Below are 14766 nucleotides of genomic sequence, written 5' to 3' on the forward strand. Positions count from 1 at the left end.
GTTCATGTTCCTTTTACGGGCGCTTACCAACGCCCTGATGTTTCGAATGTATAACGGCCCTGTGATTCATGGCCGGCACTTTGCGCCAGTAGCATCAATAATGCGGGGGGGAAAGTCGCGCCGGGCGTGACCTCTCCTTGCAAACGATACTGTTGTTCTCCCTGTAACCTGAGCTGCCCTTTGCTATGGAGTTGTTCGGATGTTTGCGTGATATCGGCAAGCCATTGCTGGTTCACACACTTGATGCGCAGACGGGTATCGCCGGTATTCACCGTGGCGGCGATATCCACCAGGTTCCCATTGCTCCAGCGCACATCGGCCAGCGCCTCAATACAGTTGCGAGGGGTAAAACGAAGCTGGGTCAGATGAGCGCTGACCTCACCACCAAGTTTGGCTGAAAGGCTCATGGCATTGCCCAAAACCGCCGCCGGAAAACGCAGCGTAGCCTCCTGGATACTCCATTCGCCGTTCCAGCCAATAATCCCGCGTCCGCTAATTATGCGAGGATCGGCCAGTGCAATATCTGCCGCGATCTTTCCCTCGAGCAATGCTGTGCTACGCCAGTTCCAGCTAATCGGGCCAACCTGTTGTTTGCCCAACGCTAAGGTTTGCACCTGGCCTTGCCAGAGGGTGCCGCTGACACCCTGTAATGAGACTCCTGATGACAAAGGCAACCAGTCGATGACAAAGCGGGCGGGTATCATCAACAGCAGTCCCAGCAGATAACCCAGCACCAATGGCAGCAGCAGATATTGTCTTTTCATAAGTGGCTACGCCCGGATAGCACTAAACGTTCCACTTGCACATTGCCCTGGCCTTTATCGGTCAGCTCAACCTGCTGCGCGACAATGCCATACTGGACTTCAAGGGTTTGTAGCCAGTTTGCCAGCGAGGCAAAAGGCAGTGGCGTGGCGTATTTGATTTCAAGCATGTTGTCGTTTTGCGTCACTGGTGGGGCAGGAAGGTGAGCCTGGATACTGGTGCGGGTTATGACATCGGCCATATTAGTGACTGGCTGTGAAATCGCCGGTTTTTGCCCAATCTCACTTTGCATTTGGACCAGTTGTGCCTTCATTTGCTCAAGACGTGGCATTGCCGGTTGATGCTCTTTTTGGCGTGTTGGCTTACGGTTGAGATAGACCGTAACCATGCCAGCTCTGGTGTGCTCCTCATCGATGCGTAGTGAGAAACCAGCTGGAATTCGTTGTTCTATAGCCTGTAATGCAATGGCTGATGTGCCGGAGAGTTGTGCCAGCAACTCCTTTTCAGCGGCATTAAATTGTAATGTTTGCACGCGAACAGTAGAGGGAAGCACGCTATCAAGTGTTCGGGCAAAAGGCAGGAATTGGCTGTTTCGCCCCTCCATCTTCTTTTTAAATGCAAACCACGGGTCACTCACCGGTTTACTACCGGGGAAGGCCTGGCGGTAGACAGCTGCCATCTGCTCCTGAATCAGTGATTGCTGGTGGTTCAGGCTAAGGCTCTCGACCCCGCGGACTGCAAGTATCAAGATCAGACTTGCGGCCAGCAAAAATACCGGCGTTCGCCACACACCGAAGCTGCCGGTTTTTTTCTTCTGTGGGCAATATGTGCCTTGCAACAGGGTGACGGGCGGAAGATGGACCGCGCGCAGCGGCAGGGCCTGGGTTGAAGTTTGCCACCCGGAAACTTGCGTTGGGGGTAAACAGGCTATCAATTCCTCTTCAAGCACCATGCCTTGCCAGCGCGATTCACGAATCAGATGCTGTTCATTGAGTGGCCAGCGACACCCGCCTACAGTTTGCGGCAGCGCCAAAACATCAGGCAGCATCCGGCTGGCTTGCAAACCTGCTTCATCCAGCCAACGCAGCCACTCCTGCATTAAGGTGTGTTCCACCGCAGCCAGATGGACTGATGGTGATTCGTGGGCAAGTACTGCCACATGCAATCGGGACGGCTCTTCAACCACCTCATCTTCGAGTAGAAAAGGCAGCGCGTTGCGCGTTTTGCTCGTCAGTCTCCCCGGCAAATTCACGGAACGCAGCACCAAATCACAGGCTGGCACCAACGCCACCACCTGATTGCCAATGGTGTATTCCTGCAAGCTTGCGAGCGCTGCGGCATCGGGCACTTCGCCGGAAAATAACAGCCGATCGTCTGTGGAGAATAGCCACCAGAACATGGGTTGATGTGCATGGCTTGCGAGGCGGATTAATAACGTTTCACTCATGGCCACACTCCTGTTTCACGGCTGCGAACGCTAACCTTGCGGTCGCTTGTTCGATAAAAATGGCTGATCATTCGGCTGTGCTGTTGTGGGTTTTCGATGGTGAGTGACGAGACAAAATAGTCACTGTTTACCGTGAGTGAGCGGGAGATTTCAGGCCCGGCAATTCGCTCATCGCCGCCAGGAATAAGGGCTAAAAATTCATCGACACTTGTCCAGCCCTCCACCGGGCGACGCTTAATCAGCTCGCGGGCTGATTGCACGGACAGGATATTGAGAAACAGTGCTGACAACAGCGGGGCCTGTGACTCCTCAAGCGTGTTGATATTCACCGCAAGAGAGCGTTCAGGAAGTGTGCAAACGAATGGAGTGAGCATTTGATATAACTCGCCATTTATACCTTTAACGGCACGTAATTCGCTCAGGTGTCTCATTGGTTGGTTAGCGGGCAAATAGGGCGGATTAAGCGCCATGTAGTCATGGTCTTCTGCCCCTGATAGCTGCGGGTCACTGTTGGCATCCAACCAGTCTTCTACGGTGGCTGCGAGCTGCCGGGCGCGTAGGTTGTCTACCTCAAGACTCTGTAGTAGTGAGACAAATACGTGTTCGCGATACTGGGCCATGTTGTCCGGGTTATTCTCGTCATGGTTTTGCAGGCTGTTGAGATTAAAGCAGGCTTGCTCATCACGGATTTCAGCACGCAGCGCAACTTCGTTAATCGGCCAGACCTCTTGCTGTGTCGCCCAATACTGCGCGCGGGAGGTTTTTTGTGGGCTATCTAACATGTCCTGATAGAGCACTCGGGCGACGAATGCTTCACCTCCCAGAAGATACTCATGCATCTGTAATTGGCTCAGTAGCGTATGGCTGCGCTGCCACATCTGCCGGTAACGAACCGTCATTTGCGAAGCCAGCAGAGCCATAACAGAAAGCAAAAGTAAGACGACGAGCAAAGCCATACCTCTTTGATATTTCATCGGCCATTCTCACTTGCGGCCAGTAGAAAGCGCCGCGTAACGACCCCGTAATCGGGCAAGTCCAGCGTGACTTCCACCGCTTGTGGCAGTTCGCGTGTCGCCGTCCATTGTGTTAACCAGCGGCCGTCGCGGTAATAACGCAGTCGAAATTGCCGCACCGATTTCAGCACCACCGTTTGATTAGGCTCGGTGCCCGGTAGGTTATCCGGGTAACGCCATGTCACTCTTTCAAGCTGTGAACCCTGTAAACGCCAGCCCAGTTTTTGCAGTTCGCTGCGGCGCAAACGGGCATCGGGGTTAAACCAACCGCTGCGAGTAAACATCACACCATCACCTTTACTTTGCAGTAGGCCATCGGCTGCGCTAAACATTGTGCTCCCCGGCGCTCCCGCTTCACGCACGGTGCGTGGGAAGCTCTGAGTAAAGTCATTTTCCAATTGCTGCATGGCAAAACTGAGTTCGGTCAGGCGCGAGATTTTCGCCTGGATCACGGCGTTGTTACGTAATACTCCCTGGAACACCGCCTGAGCCGTGAGGCTTAGCAGGGCGAAAATCACCAATGCGACCAGCACTTCCAGTAGCGTAAAACCACGCTGATTGCCGTTCATGGTTGGCGGAAAAAATAGCTGCGCAATTGAATGCGCGGATCGTCGTTCGGTTTGCTTCGCACCTGGATTTCAACGGCCCGTAACAATGGATCTCGCGTTGTCTCACCCAGACGTTGCCAGTACCAGTTACGCCCGGCGAACTGCTCTTTGCCAGAAACCTTTTCCAGTGCTGGCCACCCCCCAGCGAGGCGCAGATCGACCATCTGATTTTCTGCCACCCAACTGCCAAACACGCTCTCTTCCATCGATTGCAGCGCCATCATCTGGCTACTGAGGCTGTTCATTAATGCAAGACTGGCACCGGCAAAAATGACCATTGCCACCATCACTTCCAGTAGTGTCATTCCATGTTGCTTCATGGTGTGGTGTCCGTAGCATCGACCAGCTGCACTTCACCCGCTTCGCTGACAATTAATGTCGCAATGGCTTTTTTTTGCGCGAAGGCGCGCAGTTCAAAAGGGGTGACTTCACCGCCGGGAAACAACAGCAGCTGTGGTTTATCGTCTCGTTCATCTACTGGCGATTCATCAAGCAGTAGATCCTGTTGTGTCAGTTGCAATGTGATGGTTTCGCCATCAGGTTGCTGCATCGTTGATATAGCCCGCCAGCCGCGAGAACGGCTGGAGTCCTGCACCATAAACTGATAGCCGTGAGCCTTGATGCTCAGGCCCAATAACGAACCCTGAGCCATGGCTTCCATGCGTTGCGCAGGAATGGCATCGGCAAGCCGGGCCAGCATTTCGCGCCCCTGTTTTTGTGGGGAGTTTGCCGGTAACGCCATCACAACCAGACTTGATGCCGTAGCGATGATTGCCACTACCAGCATCATTTCGATAAGCGTAAATCCCCGGTTGCTCGTAGCCTGGGTCATTAGCTTTTGGCTCCGTTCATATCCCAGTTGCCAATATCGTCATCATTACCCGCTTGCCCATCAGGGCCTGCGGAAAAGATATCAACCGAGCCATGCTCGCCGGGGCTGACCAGCTGATAAGCGTTTTGCCATGGATCTTCCGGAAGGCGTTTGATATAGCCATTCTGTTTGTAATTTTTCGGTACGGGCGCGGCTTCTGGTTTGTTGAGTAGCGCATCTAAACCTTGCTCGGTGGTGGGGTAACGCCCATTGTCGAGGGTGTACATATCCAGCGCATTTTCGAGTGCCACAATATCGGTGACCGCTTTTTGTCGGTCGGCCTGATTTTTATTCCCCATCAGATTCGGCACCACAATGCTGGCAAGAATGCCGAGGATGACGATCACCACCATAATTTCCAGCAAGGTAAAACCTTGCTGCTGAGGCTTATGCATAACGACTCCTTTTCAATGACTGATCATGTTATTTAGTTGCAGAATGGGTTCGAGAATCGCCAGCACGATAAACAGCACCACGCTTGCCATGCTGACCACCAGAAGCGGTTCGAACAGGCTCAACGCGAGAGTCATTTCCTGCTGCAATGCGTTGTCCTGATTGTCAGCGGCGCGAGACAACATGCTATCCAGGGTGCCGCTTCGTTCGCCGGAGGCAATCATATGCAGCATCATCGGTGGGAACAGACGTGTCTGTTCTAAGGCTGCGCGCAAGGTGCTGCCTTCGCGTACTCGTTGTTGGGCGAGGGTGATGCGTAGGCGGGCCTCCGCGTTTTGCAGCACTTCGCCACTGATCTGCATGGCATCCAGTAGCGGCACAGTGCTGGCATTGAGAATGCTGAGCGTGCTGGCGAAACGGGCGGTATTGGTGGCCCGGCTAAGCCTCCCGGCTATCGGTAAACGCAGCACTAAATTGTGGTAACGCAGACGATTTGCCGGGGTTTTTAACCAGCGGCGCCAGTAAAGGGCCGCACCGGTTATGGTGAGCAGGAAGAGCACGCCGAAACGTTGCAACATCTCGCTGCATCCCATCAGCAGCCGGGTGCTTAGCGGCAGTTCCTGTTTCATGTGGACAAACTGCTCCACCACATTAGGGACGACCGTCACCAGTAAGATGGCGATAACTCCCACGGCTACCACGGTCAGAACACAGGGGTAAACCATCGCCTGGCGCAGCTTGTTTTGCATTTGCTGGCGTTGCTCGGTGTAATTTGCCAGCCGCATTAATACATCATCGAGATGGGACGACTTTTCACCGGCCGCCACCATGGCACAGTAAAGATCATCAAAGGCGGCAGGGTTTGCAGCCATGCTTTTTGCCATCGTTTGCCCTTCAAGAACACGACTACGCACGCCGTTAATCACGCGCTGAACCCGGTTTTTTTCCGTCTGGTGCGAAACTACATTCAGCGCTTCTTCCAGTGGAATTGCCGACGCCAGGAGCGTGGCAAGTTGGCGGGTAAACAGGGTTAATTCACTTTTACGCATTCCCGGCATACGGCGGAATGAAAAATGACGTGAAGTGCTTGCTGATGCGTGAACTTCGCTAATTGAGACAGGCAGTAATTGTCTTTCGCGCAGTTGTTGACGAGCGTGACGGACGGAGTCTGCTTCGAGCGAACCTTGTTTTGGCTTGCCTTTACTGTCCAGCGCCTGCCAGCGGAAATCAGCCATGATTATTCTTCCCGGCTCACGCGGAGCACTTCTTCAAGTGACGTCACGCCTTGCCACACCTTTTCCAGCCCGTCATCGCGCAAGGCCGGGGTACGGGTACGAATAAGCGCTTCCAGCTCATCTTCCGTCGCATCGTGGTTAAGTGCTTTGCGAACGGCTTCATCAATAACGACCAATTCGTGCAGCGCGGTGCGCCCGCGATAGCCTGTGTGGTTGCAGCACTCACCGCCGACCGGTTGCCATAGGTGGGTAATGTCGCGCCCAAAGCCGTAGCGCAGGCGTTGTTGCTCGTCCAACAACTGAGGGGCTTTGCAGTGAGGGCAGAGTGTGCGCACCAGGCGTTGGGCAAGCACCGCCGTCAGTGAAGATGCGAGCAAAAACGGCTCCACGCCCATATCCCGCAAGCGGGCAATGGCACCAATGGCGCTGTTGGTATGCAGCGTTGAGAAAACTAAATGCCCGGTCAACGAGGCCTGAACGGCAATCTTCGCGGTTTCGGTATCGCGGATTTCGCCGATCATCACTACATCCGGGTCCTGACGAAGAATCGCGCGCAGCCCTCTGGCAAAAGTCATATCGACTTTGTTATTGACCTGCGTCTGGCCGATGCCATCAAGGTCATATTCGATGGGGTCTTCCACCGTCAAAATATTGCGCTCGTGGTTATTAATTTCAGATAGCGCGGCATAAAGGGTGGTGGACTTGCCCGAACCCGTTGGGCCAGTAACCAGAATGATGCCATATGGCTTACGCACCAGAGTTGACATGGTTTGCTGCAAATCCTCTGACATGCCCAGATGAGAAAGCGCCAGATGGACAGTGTTTTTATCCAGCAGGCGCAGTACCACTCTTTCCCCGTGGCTGGATGGCAGCGTTGAGACACGGACATCGACGGCCCGGCCACCGATGCGCAGGCTAATACGCCCATCCTGCGGAACACGTTTCTCGGCAATATCGAGGCGGGCCATAATTTTGATGCGCGAGATAAATACCGCCGCCAGCTGGCGCTGTGGCTGGATAACCTCACGTAAAACACCATCAATACGAAAGCGAATCGCAAGTCGGGACTCATAGGTTTCAATATGAATGTCGGATGCGCCCAGTTTTATCGCTTCGCCCAGCATGGCGTTGATCAGGCGAATTATCGGCGCGTCATCCTCCATATCGAGCAGGTCCTGCGTACCAGGCAACTGTCCGGCGAGATCGCTGAAACTCAGGTCATTGCCCAAATCCTCCATTAACTGGCGCGCTTCGCTGCCATCGCGTTGATACTCTTTGATGAGGAGTTGCTCAAACTGCGCGGCGGCGACGGTATTAACGGAAAATGACTGGCGCATTACACGACGTATTTCTAACAGGATTTGCGGCCTGAGTTCGCCATGATGTACCAGCACTGGCGCCTCATCTTGCCACTGCACCAGCACGCCGTGATCGCGGGCAAAGCTAAAGGGGAGCTTTACCCATTTTTTTTCCTCACTCATTGAAGAACCCTCCGCGTGGGCGGGCACCCGGTGTTGCTGGCAGAGTCAGGTCAGGAGAGGGAAGGGCAAGAGGATCGCGATTGAGACGATCGGACTTTTGTTCGTCACGGAACTGGCGGTATTTTTCATTGGAAACGCCGTTATAACTGGCGCCATCGCGCAGTATGACCGGATGAATGAACACCATCAGGTTTTGTTTACTGGTACTGGTGCTGTTGTAGCGGAACAGATAACCAAGTAGCGGAATATCTCCGAGGATGGGCACTTTGCTGACGCTCTCGGTGGTCTGGTTGTTCAGCAGGCCACCGAGCACCACCGTTTCTCCGCTTCTGACCATTACTGCGTTGCTGATGGTGCGAGTGTTAAACGTCGCGCCCAGATCGCTCCCGGCTGAAGATGAGTCGACGGAACTGGCAGAGGCAACGCTTGAAACTTCCTGCTCAATATTAAGCAGCACACTTTCACCATCGTTAATCTGCGGGATGACTTTGAGCTTAGTGCCTACCGTTTTACGCTCGACGGTGTTGTACACGCTGCCGGTCGTGCTGGCCTGGCTGCCGGTAATAACCGGGACTTCCTGGCCCACGTTTATGGCCGCTTCTTTGTTATCGAGCGTCACGATGCTTGGCGTGGCGAGAATATTGCTGCGTGAGTTGTTGGCAAGTGCGGTGACCAGCCCGCCCCAATTGCCGTTATAAAAACCGGCGGCGATACCGTTAAAACTGCTCAGTAAGGCAGCACTGCCTGAAGACCCGTTTTTTCTATTTTCAGCCGCCACTACCGCGCTTATCGGCAGCCCGGTGCTGGTAAATTGGGTAGCACCGCCGTTTTCGTTAAACCACTGCACGCCGAAATTAAGCGCGTCGCCATCCTGCATCTCTACAATGACCGCCTCAATCAACACCTGGGCGCGGCGAATATCAAGACGATTGATGATTTGTTCAAGCGCCTGCATGGCATCAGGCTGGGTGGTGATAACCAGCGAGTTGGTTTGTTCATCGGCAACAATGGTGACCTCTTTGCCGTTAAAGGTAGTGCTGCTGGCACCGGCACCCGTGCTGGCAGGTGCGGTTTCCCCTTTGGCGGGTTGGGATGGCGATGAGTTTGCACCGCTCAGTACCGAAACCAGGTTTTTCGCCTGAGCGTATTTAAGATAAAAAACGCGTGTGTTCCCCTGGTTTTGCTCTTCACGGTCTAGCTGGCGGGCGATAGTGATTAAGTGCTGGCGGCCCTGTGCACTGCCAGAAATAACCACGCTGTTGGTGCGTTCATCAGCCACCACGTTCGGTACCAGACCGCTGCCTTTACGATCATTTTTATTTAAGCCATTAAGGATTAAACCCATCTCACGTGCAGAGGCGTACTTTAATTTAATGATGTCAGATTGCTGATTACCGGCTGAGTCTACGCGGCGCACAATTTCTGCCAGACGATTCACTACCGCTGCCCGCCCGGTCACCAGCAGCACATTGGAGGACTCGTAATGCACCACATTCCCGGCCCCGGCGTTATCGTTAAGCTGGCGCAACAGTGGCGCGAGTTCTTTCACATCGACGTTTGACACCGGAATAACGCGCGTCACCACTTCGTCTCCGGTTCCTGCATGGTAATCATCCGCCAGCGGAATGGCGGCGGTTTTCGCATTGACAGATTTCACCACCTTCAGCACACCACTGGCCCCAGGCACCACAGCGAAACCGTACACATCCAGCACGCTAAGGAAGAACTGGTAATACTGCTCATCATTGAGCGAGTCATAGCTGCGGACGTTAACGACACCGCGCACGGCGGGATCGATAATGATGGTTTTATGCAGGTTTTTACTGACGATATTAATAAATTCCTGAATATCGGTACTTTTGAAACTGGCGCTGTAATTGGCTCCCCAGGCAGCAGGCAAAAGAGCCATCAGCAGAGTGAGGCTCTGGGCAATTCTTGTTATTTGTAATGACATACCCAACCTTACTTTATTGATAAATCTACAAAAATACTCTTCTCAGCATCATCACGCACAACGGTGATATCAAGCTGCGTTAATTCACTGAGCTGGGCCATAAACTTTGCGGCCTCTTGCGGCGCGCGTAGGTCAAAGCCATTGATGGCGATTGCCAAATCGTTGGGCTGTAATCCACTTTGCTCAAAAAGCGTGGCCTCTTTGCCGGGATTAAGGCGATACCCCTGCATCACGCCGTCTTTATTCACCGGTGTGATTGCCACCATCTCCAGCAATTTTTTCGGCTCTTTCAGTAACTGATTTCTGGCGGTGGCAAGTGCGTCAGGTGCGCTTGTCACAGCGTCGTCATACATCCGCAGAATTTCATGCTGCCCCCCGTTAAGCAGTTCAGCATGGTCATCTTTAATAGCGATGATGCTTGCCTGCGTTCCGTCGATAACATCATGAATACCGTAACTATTTTGATGGCCGCTTTGCTCAATTATCACCAGTGAATTTTCAGGTGAGCTACTGACTATCACCCCGGCCAGCCGCACTTTTAGCGAGGAGAGCGTTGCCGCTGGCGCGATCTCTTTATCCCTGGCTGGGAATAGCGTGCTGAACCTGATTTCAGCAGGTGCGGCCTGGTGGTTACCGTTTTGAGCCTGAGCCGGGAGTGGTGCTTGCGGAAAAAGCATTTCACCTATGCACCATGTCAGCACAGCCAGCTGATAGCCGAGGCCGCAGAGCAATACCACTGTCACCATCTGCGCTAAAAATGGCTGAGAAAAACTCAGCCTGAACACCGGTTTACTCATTAACACTTATTGCCTTATTGACCAGGGCGAGAACGAACTCGCCCTGGATGGACTTACTGGCTCACGGTGACAAAATCAGCGGCGTTCACACCCGCCGGGAGTGCAAGTGCACCCGGAGTGGTGTTGCTAACCACAATTTCTTCGCTAACGTTAAAGGTGACAGGTTCACGGCCCGTTACGTCGGAAGAAGGAGATACCCAGGCCTTGTAGGTGCCAGGCTCAACAATCCACTGGTTCTTTTGCGGATCAAAGCTTGCCAGCGTTTTGGCAGGGATAGTGAAGGTCAGCTTCTGGCTTGCACCAGGTTGCAGGCTGTCTGTTTTGCTGAAGGATTTAAGCTCGAGAGCCGGTTTTTTCAGCTTCACTTCTGGTGCGCTGATATAGACCTGAGCGGCTTCTTTCCCGGCAACGTTGCCGGTGTTGGTCACCGAAACGCTAAGCGTGACGCCACCTTTTGCGCCATTACTCAGGGTGTTCGACTCAACTGCCGCACCGTCATAACCAAAGGTGGTGTAGGAAAGTCCGTAGCCGAACGGCCAGGCAACCGGTTTGCTGAAGGTGCTGTAGTAGCGGTAGCCGACGTAGATGTCATCGTTATAAGAGATTTCATCCGGTGTGCCGTCGCCGTTGGTGTCTTTACCCGGGAAGGTGGTTGCGGAAGGGACATCGGCATAAGACTGCGGAATGGTTTGTGCCAGTTTGCCCCCAGGGTTGACGACGCCTGAGAGGACATCGGTAATAGCAAAGCCTGCTTCCTGGCCTGGCAGATATGACAGCAAAATGGCATCCACTTTATCGGCCCATTCGCTGGTATCGACGATGGCAGAGACATCCAGCACGACAACCACTTTCTTGCCTGCGGCATGGAATGCATCAGACGTATTCTGAATCAAATTGAGTTCATTTTCGGTTAGCAGGTAGTCGCCACGAGTATTAGTGCGATCCACACCTTCACCCGCGATTCGCCCGATGGTAATCAGTGCTGCATCATTGTTCTGGGCAGCACTTTCAACCACTGCCGGGTCAATTGCCGGGTCGTCACAGGTAAAGTAGGTGCCAATTGAGGCCACAAAGCCCGGATGCTCAACTTTATTTTGCGCATAGTAGTCACGGTAGAATGAGGTTAGCGATTCATCGACGGTGTACTGCTGTTGCAACCCTTCTGACAGCATAACGGTCGCTTCATTGTTAACCTGGCCGCTACCGGTGCCGCCTTTAATGGTTTCAATCTGGCTAACCCCAAAGCTTGCCAGCTTCAGGCGTGGTGTTAGTGGCAGCGCCTGGTTGTCATTTTTCAACAACACCATGCTCTCTGCCGCAGCCTGGCGTGCTAACACACGGTGCTGCTCGAGGTCAGGTTTATTGGACGCGGCGTAGTTGTTATAAGAAGGGGACTGGAAGACTTGCGAGAGAATATGTTCCACGTTAACCGTGACATCCGCTTCGCTAATATCCCCCTTTTTATAAGAATCTTTCAGTGCGGCCAGCACACCAGTATTGTTGAAAGCACCGGTTACCGGGTCGGTAAATCCACCTGGTTCAATCAGGTCATTACCGGCTTTTAGCTGTTTCCAGCCCGTTAATTGCGGGGTTCCTGCCAGCCAGTCGGACATGACCAGCCCTTTAAAATCCCACTCATTTCGCAAAATATCAGTCAGCAGGTCGCGGCGTTCGTTGGTGTAAGTGCCGTTGAGTTTGTTATACGACGACATCACCGCCCACGGCTGCGCTTCTTCTACCGCTATCTGGAAACCGCGCAGGTAAATCTCACGCATGGCGCGCGGCGACACGATGGTATCAATGGCGTTACGGTTGGTTTCTGAGTTGTTGGCAACAAAGTGTTTAATGGTTGTGCCGACCTGATTTGACTCCACACCGTCAACCATGGCGGCGGCAATTTTCCCGCTCAGCAGTGGATCTTCAGAGTAATATTCAAAGTTACGCCCGTTCAGTGGGTTACGTTGAATATTCATGCCTGGTGCGAGAATAAAATCGACACCATATTCTTTAATTTCTTCGCCCATTGCTTTACCCACCTGAGCCACTAATTTTGTGTCCCAGGATGAAGCCAGCAAAGAACCAATTGGCCAGGCGGTGGCATAGAAAGTTTCAGAACTGCCGCTACGAGTACTATTAATACGCAACCCGGCCGGGCCATCGGCTAATTTTGCCGCAGGAATATCCAGCTTGTCGCTTTTTACGCCATTTATATAACCGGCAACGCCGGATACATCATTTTTATTATTGGTTGCCGGGAATTCTCCATTCCCCATATCCATTCCTGGCCCAACAACCATATTAAGTTTTTCTTCAACGCTCATTTTACCTGCGGCTTCTTTGGCCATTTTTTGGTAATACGCAGCGTCCTTTACTTGTGAGACGGGCGGTTCTTCCTGGTTGTCGTCATCATCGTCGTCATTACAACCAGAAACCATTCCAGCTAATGCCAGAGTGAGACAGATTGTCAGGGTATTCAATTTTGATTTAACGCTTAAGGATTCCATTGTTATTGGCCTTATTTATGTAGGGTATATATCCAGGGTTCGCAAAGGTAAGTACATCAACAACTGCGGAATAATAACCAGATAAATAGCGGGCGACTTTGCAATGGAAAGCTAATTCTGTGCTCCTGGGAGCAGGGCTTTTTTTTGTGAGCGGTATCTCAAAATAATGCAGGATGCTACAATACATTAACATTACAAAAACAATATTAACGTTCAACTTTGTGCAAGGTCCACATGCTTACCAGAAGCGTATCTAATTCAATTTATAGGACAAGTCTTAATAATTTACGTCAAAAAGGAATTGACACAAATAATTTGTTAGGGGCGTTGGGATTGTCAACTCATGAAATAGACAAACCCTACGGACGTATTACTGAACATAACCATTATCAATTAATGGCTAAAATTAGTGGGCTTAATAAAACGCTTTATGGGAGTGCTATTCCGGAAACTATTTACATTAATAGCGTTGAACATTCCCATGCTATTTTTCCTGAGTTAATAGGCCTGTGTCTGAATGAAAAAACACTGGAGTCAGCATTATGGAGTTTTTCCGATAACCGGTTCTTGATTGGTAATTGTGATGATCTTTTTATAGAAAAAGGGCAGTCACATACCCGTATAAGATATAAAAACCGGGCGCCGCACTCTGTTAATAATCCTTCAGCCATCTTTAATCTGGTGTTACTTGGCAGCATATTGAAGAGTTATTCCCCCGGCCTCAGTATGCAAATAGAGCTGACGGATTCAGCGGTGCATCATCATGCACTGGTGAACGATCTGTTTAACAAAACCTGTTTGCTGCGCCAGGAGCACGACGCCATTATTCTGGAAAACGGCTATCTGGATTGCGAAAACGCATCCTTTAACCCTCTGTTGAACCGCTTACAAAAGAGCCATGTCAGTGCACTCAAAAAACAAATTTTCAAAGAGCCACCGCTGACAGCGGCGGTGAATACGTTGATTGAGCAGTATTATTTGTCAGGGCAGGAAACATCAGCAAATTCAATACTGGAAAAAGTATGCCAGGAGCTGCGGATGAGTCGTTGGACGCTTAACCGCCGCCTGCAACTTGAGTCTGCAACCTTCACTCAACTGCTACATCAGCAACAGTTGCTACTGTCGATGCGTATGCTGCGTGAATCGACACTCTCAATTCAGGAGATCAGCGACTGCCTGGGGTTCTCTTCGCATTCCGTTTACTCGCGTTTTTTTAAGAGCCATGTACAGCTTTCTCCATTGCAGTTTCGGGATAAAGGCCGGGGCTGTGAGCGCGGCTGTTGATGCGTGCCCTTGAGGGCGTTAAATTGCATTAAACCCCTCGGATATATGGAAATGTAATGGCTGAAATTAAACTCAATGTGGGCGAGAAAGAGGACATCAGGCAAAAGCTGGTGGATTACTGTGAAGCGAATTTTGACCTGACGCTTGAACAGTTTGATGCGGATTTTTTCACGGATTTTGTCATTAAAGAGCTTGGGCCAGCGTTGTATAACGCGGGTATTGATGAAGCTATCAAAACACATGCGACCTATTGTGAACGTATTCAGGAAGAGATGGATCTGAAGAAAATCCTGTAAAAGACCCTGGTTAAAGTATGGAACATGGAAGCTCCCGTTCAAACACGCCCGATTTAGCCGTTTGTTCTTAAGGTTTTTTTAATCTTCGTTCCCACCTCAACGCCCAACCAGGATTTTTATC

Annotated in this window: 14 protein-coding genes; 2 read left to right on the forward strand and 12 right to left on the reverse strand. The window is 51.9% G+C overall.

Annotated features, from left to right (window positions below; genetic code table 11):
* Positions 1 to 23: 23 nt before the first annotated feature.
* Genes IX31_RS01150 through IX31_RS01205 form a run of 12 tightly spaced genes read right to left on the reverse strand, consistent with a single transcriptional unit; the run spans position 24 to position 13065 of the window.
* The gene (locus tag IX31_RS01150; protein WP_034455308.1) at positions 24 to 764 is read right to left on the reverse strand and encodes a type II secretion system protein N; all 741 of its coding nucleotides are present in this window, start codon (positions 762 to 764) and stop codon (positions 24 to 26) included.
* Positions 761 to 2209 (reverse strand): type II secretion system protein GspL, encoded by a 1449-nt coding sequence (gspL, locus tag IX31_RS01155; protein ID WP_034455309.1) that lies wholly within the window; start codon positions 2207 to 2209, stop codon positions 761 to 763. Before gspL ends, IX31_RS01150 begins: the two co-directional genes overlap by 4 nt.
* The gene (gene gspK, locus IX31_RS01160) at positions 2206 to 3183 is read right to left on the reverse strand and encodes a type II secretion system minor pseudopilin GspK (protein WP_051880452.1); all 978 of its coding nucleotides are present in this window, start codon (positions 3181 to 3183) and stop codon (positions 2206 to 2208) included. The genes gspL and gspK overlap by 4 nt, the downstream gene beginning before the upstream one ends.
* On the reverse strand, positions 3180 to 3791 hold the full coding sequence (gene gspJ / locus IX31_RS01165) for a type II secretion system minor pseudopilin GspJ (RefSeq protein ID WP_034455312.1): 612 nt from the start codon (positions 3789 to 3791) through the stop codon (positions 3180 to 3182). Before gspJ ends, gspK begins: the two co-directional genes overlap by 4 nt.
* Positions 3788 to 4150 carry a type II secretion system minor pseudopilin GspI gene (gene gspI, locus IX31_RS01170; protein WP_034455313.1) on the reverse strand — a complete coding sequence of 121 codons (363 nt, stop codon included), beginning with the start codon at positions 4148 to 4150 and terminating at the stop codon, positions 3788 to 3790. Before gspI ends, gspJ begins: the two co-directional genes overlap by 4 nt.
* Positions 4147 to 4662 (reverse strand): type II secretion system minor pseudopilin GspH, encoded by a 516-nt coding sequence (gspH, locus tag IX31_RS01175; RefSeq protein ID WP_034455315.1) that lies wholly within the window; start codon positions 4660 to 4662, stop codon positions 4147 to 4149. Before gspH ends, gspI begins: the two co-directional genes overlap by 4 nt.
* On the reverse strand, positions 4662 to 5096 hold the full coding sequence (gene gspG / locus IX31_RS01180; protein ID WP_034455317.1) for a type II secretion system major pseudopilin GspG: 435 nt from the start codon (positions 5094 to 5096) through the stop codon (positions 4662 to 4664). The genes gspH and gspG overlap by 1 nt, the downstream gene beginning before the upstream one ends.
* 12 nt (positions 5097 to 5108) lie before the next feature.
* Positions 5109 to 6329, reverse strand: coding sequence for a type II secretion system inner membrane protein GspF (gene gspF / locus IX31_RS01185; RefSeq protein ID WP_034455319.1), 1221 nt, complete (start codon positions 6327 to 6329; stop codon positions 5109 to 5111).
* A 2-nt stretch (positions 6330 to 6331) separates the two neighbouring features.
* Positions 6332 to 7810, reverse strand: a complete 1479-nt coding sequence (gspE, locus tag IX31_RS01190; RefSeq protein ID WP_034455320.1) for a type II secretion system ATPase GspE — start codon at positions 7808 to 7810, stop codon at positions 6332 to 6334.
* Complete coding sequence (gspD, locus tag IX31_RS01195) at positions 7803 to 9764, reverse strand: type II secretion system secretin GspD (protein WP_051880455.1); 1962 nt, start codon at positions 9762 to 9764, stop codon at positions 7803 to 7805. Before gspD ends, gspE begins: the two co-directional genes overlap by 8 nt.
* An 8-nt stretch (positions 9765 to 9772) precedes the next feature.
* The gene (gene gspC / locus IX31_RS01200; protein ID WP_051880457.1) at positions 9773 to 10561 is read right to left on the reverse strand and encodes a type II secretion system protein GspC; all 789 of its coding nucleotides are present in this window, start codon (positions 10559 to 10561) and stop codon (positions 9773 to 9775) included.
* 53 nt (positions 10562 to 10614) lie between these two features.
* Positions 10615 to 13065, reverse strand: a complete 2451-nt coding sequence (locus IX31_RS01205; RefSeq protein ID WP_034455321.1) for a beta-glucosidase — start codon at positions 13063 to 13065, stop codon at positions 10615 to 10617.
* A gap of 726 nt (positions 13066 to 13791) precedes the next feature.
* Here IX31_RS01205 and IX31_RS23355 point away from each other — a divergent pair.
* Entirely contained in the window at positions 13792 to 14349 is a 558-nt protein-coding gene (locus tag IX31_RS23355; protein WP_157837354.1) for a helix-turn-helix transcriptional regulator, read from the forward strand.
* A gap of 56 nt (positions 14350 to 14405) precedes the next feature.
* Positions 14406 to 14645 (forward strand): DUF2164 domain-containing protein, encoded by a 240-nt coding sequence (locus IX31_RS01215; RefSeq protein WP_034455323.1) that lies wholly within the window; start codon positions 14406 to 14408, stop codon positions 14643 to 14645.
* Positions 14646 to 14766: the final 121 nt, after the last annotated feature.

The sequence above is a fragment of the Buttiauxella noackiae genome (assembly GCF_000737905.1).
In the GTDB taxonomy this organism is placed as follows: domain Bacteria; phylum Pseudomonadota; class Gammaproteobacteria; order Enterobacterales; family Enterobacteriaceae; genus Buttiauxella; species Buttiauxella noackiae.

Bases quoted from the DNA above. Each gene is read 5' to 3' on its own strand.
- gspF (WP_034455319.1), bottom strand. From the start codon at position 6,329: ATGGCTGATTTCCGCTGGCAGGCGCTGGACAGTAAAGGCAAGCCAAAA.
- gspL (WP_034455309.1), bottom strand. From the start codon at position 2,209: ATGAGTGAAACGTTATTAATCCGCCTCGCAAGCCATGCACATCAACCC.
- IX31_RS23355 (WP_157837354.1), top strand. From the start codon at position 13,792: ATGCAAATAGAGCTGACGGATTCAGCGGTGCATCATCATGCACTGGTG.
- IX31_RS01215 (WP_034455323.1), top strand. From the start codon at position 14,406: ATGGCTGAAATTAAACTCAATGTGGGCGAGAAAGAGGACATCAGGCAA.
- gspH (WP_034455315.1), bottom strand. From the start codon at position 4,662: ATGACCCAGGCTACGAGCAACCGGGGATTTACGCTTATCGAAATGATG.
- gspK (WP_051880452.1), bottom strand. From the start codon at position 3,183: ATGAAATATCAAAGAGGTATGGCTTTGCTCGTCGTCTTACTTTTGCTT.
- gspG (WP_034455317.1), bottom strand. From the start codon at position 5,096: ATGCATAAGCCTCAGCAGCAAGGTTTTACCTTGCTGGAAATTATGGTG.
- IX31_RS01150 (WP_034455308.1), bottom strand. From the start codon at position 764: ATGAAAAGACAATATCTGCTGCTGCCATTGGTGCTGGGTTATCTGCTG.
- IX31_RS01205 (WP_034455321.1), bottom strand. From the start codon at position 13,065: ATGGAATCCTTAAGCGTTAAATCAAAATTGAATACCCTGACAATCTGT.
- gspI (WP_034455313.1), bottom strand. From the start codon at position 4,150: ATGAAGCAACATGGAATGACACTACTGGAAGTGATGGTGGCAATGGTC.
- gspJ (WP_034455312.1), bottom strand. From the start codon at position 3,791: ATGAACGGCAATCAGCGTGGTTTTACGCTACTGGAAGTGCTGGTCGCA.
- gspE (WP_034455320.1), bottom strand. From the start codon at position 7,810: ATGAGTGAGGAAAAAAAATGGGTAAAGCTCCCCTTTAGCTTTGCCCGC.
- gspD (WP_051880455.1), bottom strand. From the start codon at position 9,764: ATGTCATTACAAATAACAAGAATTGCCCAGAGCCTCACTCTGCTGATG.
- gspC (WP_051880457.1), bottom strand. From the start codon at position 10,561: ATGAGTAAACCGGTGTTCAGGCTGAGTTTTTCTCAGCCATTTTTAGCG.